Here is a 3,183-nt window from a genome sequence, read left to right as displayed (position 1 = left end):
GTAATTGATAGACCGCTATCGGGGGCAAGCCCCCTCCCACAGTGGATCTCTGGTGTGCTTGAGAGTGAGCACCCAATAAAAAGCCCGGCTGATCATCGATCAGCCGGGCTTTTTAGTGCTTGAAGATGACTTACTTCTTCAAGCCGTAATGCTCATCCAGCATGCCTGGGGCGTCTGGCGTTTTGGGCGCGTAGTCCCGTGGTGGCTCCTGGTTTTCCCGTGGCGGGGTCAGGCGCTCCCGTGGAGTTTGCGGTGCATCGGAATGCAGCGCGGCCAGCAGGCGCTGACGGGTAATGTCGTCGAGGGCCAGGCGGTTGGCGCCATCGGCGAGGTGATCCTGTACTTCCTGGTAGCTCTGGGTGAGCTTCTTGACCAGGGTCGCGGTGCTGTTGAAGTGGGTAACAACCTCGTTCTGATAACTGTCAAAACGTTCCTGAATGTCATCCAGCTGACGTTGCGTGCGGTTAGGCGCGGCATTCGGCAGCAAGCGAGCAACCAGGAAACCAATGGCGACACCGGCAACCAGGGCAAGAGTCGGCAACAACCAAACTAAGAGCGAGTGTTCCACGAGTCCTTCCTCTATAAACGGCTTTGCTTTACGTTAACGGCTCAAACCTGCGCTGTATACCGCGATTAAGCTCGCAATGATGCCATGCACAGACTTTTAGCTAGACGAGTCGACCCTTTGTGAGGTCACGGAGTTCATCTCTTGCTCATGCGTGAAACCCCCGTTTTGATCGATGGCCCGGTAGGCCAATTGGAAGCCCTGTACCTGGATCACCCCGAGCCACGTGGCCTGGCGCTGATCTGCCACCCCAACCCTGTGCAGGGTGGGACCATGCTCAATAAAGTCGTATCGACCCTGCAACGCACCGCCCGTGATGCCGGTTTGATTACCTTGCGTTTCAATTACCGTGGCGTCGGCGCCAGTGCCGGCACCCACGACATGAGCACCGGCGAAGTGGACGATGCCGAAGCGGCCGCCACCTGGCTGCGGGAAAAACACCCGGACCTGCCGATCACCTTGCTCGGCTTTTCCTTCGGTGGCTACGTGGCCGCCAGCCTCGGTGGTCGTTTGGAAGCCAAGGGTGAAAAACTCGCGCACCTGTTCATGGTCGCTGCTGCGGTGATGCGCCTGCGCGATACCGATGCGCTGCCACAGGGTTGCCCATTGACGCTGATTCAGCCGGAAACCGACGAAGTGGTCGATCCGCAGGCCGTCTACGACTGGTCCGCCGCCTTGAAACGCCCCCATGAGCTGCTGAAAGTGGCAGAATGCGGACACTTTTTTCACGGCAAGCTCACCGATCTGAAGGATCTGGTGCTGCCGCGTCTCTCGAATTGATAGCAGTCTGATAAGCGATTACCCATGACGACTCGTACCCGTATCCTCACCGGCATCACCACCACCGGCACGCCGCACCTGGGCAACTACGCCGGTGCGATCCGCCCGGCGATCCTCGCCAGCCAGGACGCCAATGCCGACTCCTTCTACTTCTTGGCCGACTACCACGCCCTGATCAAGTGCGATGACCCGCAGCGCATCCAGCGCTCGCGCATGGAAATCGCCGCGACCTGGCTGGCCGGTGGCCTGGATGTGAACCGGGTGACTTTCTACCGCCAGTCGGACATCCCGGAAATCCCCGAGCTGACCTGGCTGCTCACCTGCGTTGCCGCCAAGGGCCTGCTTAACCGCGCCCATGCGTACAAGGCCTCTGTGGACAAGAACGTGGAAGCCGGCGAAGACCCGGATGCGGGCATCAGCATGGGCCTCTACAGCTACCCGGTGCTGATGGCGGCGGACATCCTGATGTTCAACGCGCACAAGGTGCCGGTCGGTCGCGACCAGATCCAGCACGTGGAAATGGCCCGTGATATCGGCCAGCGCTTCAACCACCTGTTCGGCAACGGTAAAGAATTCTTCACCATGCCCGAGGCGTTGATCGAAGAAAGCGTCGCCACCTTGCCGGGCCTGGACGGTCGCAAGATGTCCAAGAGCTATGACAACACCATCCCGTTGTTCACCAGCGCCAAGGACATGAAGGACGCGATCTCGCGCATCGTCACCGACTCCCGCGCACCAGGTGAAGCCAAGGACCCGGACAACTCGCATCTGTTTACCCTGTACCAGGCATTTGCCACTGCGGCTCAGGAACAAGAGTTCCGTGCCGAACTGCTGCAAGGCCTGGGCTGGGGCGAGGCGAAGAACCGTCTGTTCCAGCTGCTGGACGGTCAGTTGGGTGAAGCTCGCGAGCGTTACCATCAACTGATGTCGCGCCCGTCGGACATGGAAGACCTGCTGCAGGTTGGCGCCAACAAGGCGCGGGCCGTGGCGGCGCCGTTCCTGGCCGAGTTGCGTGAGGCGGTGGGTTTGCGCTCGTTCGTCAATCAGGCTGCGGCGCCGGTCGCGACCAAGAAGAAAGCCGCGAAAGCTGCGCGCTTCGTGAGTTTCCGCGAAGCTGACGGCAGCTTCCGTTTCCGCCTGCTGGCAGCCGATGGCGAACAACTGCTGCTGTCGCGCCACTTTGCCGACGGCAAGGCGGCGGGCGCGGTGACCAAGCAACTGCAAAGCGGCGACGTGTTGGACGTGCGTACCGAAGCCCTGGGCTTCAGCGTATGGCTGGACGGTGCCGCCATGGCTGACAGCGCCGAATTCGCCGACGAAACGTCGCGCGATGCCGCCGTCGCCGCCTTGCGCGTTGCGTTGACCCCCGTCGAGGATTAACCCGACCAAGGGTTGATTGCCATTATCCAGGGCCGTCGCTACAGTGACGGCCCGATTTTGTTGCCTTGCTAACGAAATTATGACGCCCCTAGAACGATATCAAGCTGATCTGAAACGCCCTGAATTCTTCCATGACGCGGCCCAGGAAACGGCGGTGCGTCATTTGCAGCGCCTCTACGACGACCTGCTCGCGGCCTCGCAAAGCAAGCCGGGGATGCTCAGCAAGCTGTTTGGCAAGAAAGACCGCACGCCGGTCAAGGGCCTGTACTTCTGGGGCGGCGTCGGCCGTGGCAAGACCTACCTGGTGGACACCTTCTTCGAAGCGCTGCCATTCAAGGAAAAGGTCCGTACTCACTTCCACCGCTTCATGAAGCGTGTGCACGAAGAGATGAAGACCCTGCCGGGCGAGAAAAACCCGCTGACCATCATCGCCAAGCGTTTTGCCGACGAAGCGCGGG

At 60.6% G+C, this 3,183-nt stretch carries 4 protein-coding genes; 3 read left to right on the top strand and 1 reads right to left on the bottom strand.

Going from position 1 to position 3,183, the window contains the following annotated elements; all coding sequences use genetic code 11:
• Positions 1-130 precede the first annotated feature (130 nt).
• A complete protein-coding gene (locus tag ACRESD_RS05505; protein WP_057724532.1) occupies positions 131-568 on the bottom strand; it encodes a YhcB family protein in 438 nt (145 codons plus the stop codon).
• Between the two features lie 147 nt (positions 569-715).
• On the opposite strand from ACRESD_RS05505, the gene ACRESD_RS05500 reads away from it, so the two are divergent.
• The 3 genes from ACRESD_RS05500 to zapE form a co-directional block, all read left to right on the top strand.
• Entirely contained in the window at positions 716-1,345 is a 630-nt protein-coding gene (locus ACRESD_RS05500; RefSeq protein WP_431750001.1) for an alpha/beta hydrolase, read from the top strand.
• Positions 1,346-1,369: 24 nt separating this feature from the next.
• Positions 1,370-2,725, top strand: coding sequence for a tryptophan--tRNA ligase (locus ACRESD_RS05495; RefSeq protein WP_431750000.1), 1,356 nt, complete (start codon positions 1,370-1,372; stop codon positions 2,723-2,725).
• Positions 2,726-2,804: 79 nt separating this feature from the next.
• A partial coding sequence (gene zapE, locus ACRESD_RS05490) for an AFG1/ZapE family ATPase (protein WP_431749999.1) occupies positions 2,805-3,183 on the top strand: 379 nt, incomplete at its 3' end.

Source organism: Pseudomonas sp. (genome assembly GCF_050739995.1).
Classification (GTDB): Bacteria; Pseudomonadota; Gammaproteobacteria; order Pseudomonadales; family Pseudomonadaceae; genus Aquipseudomonas.
The sequence above is the reverse complement of the archived record's forward strand: the minus strand, read 5'-3'. Positions and strand labels throughout refer to the sequence as shown.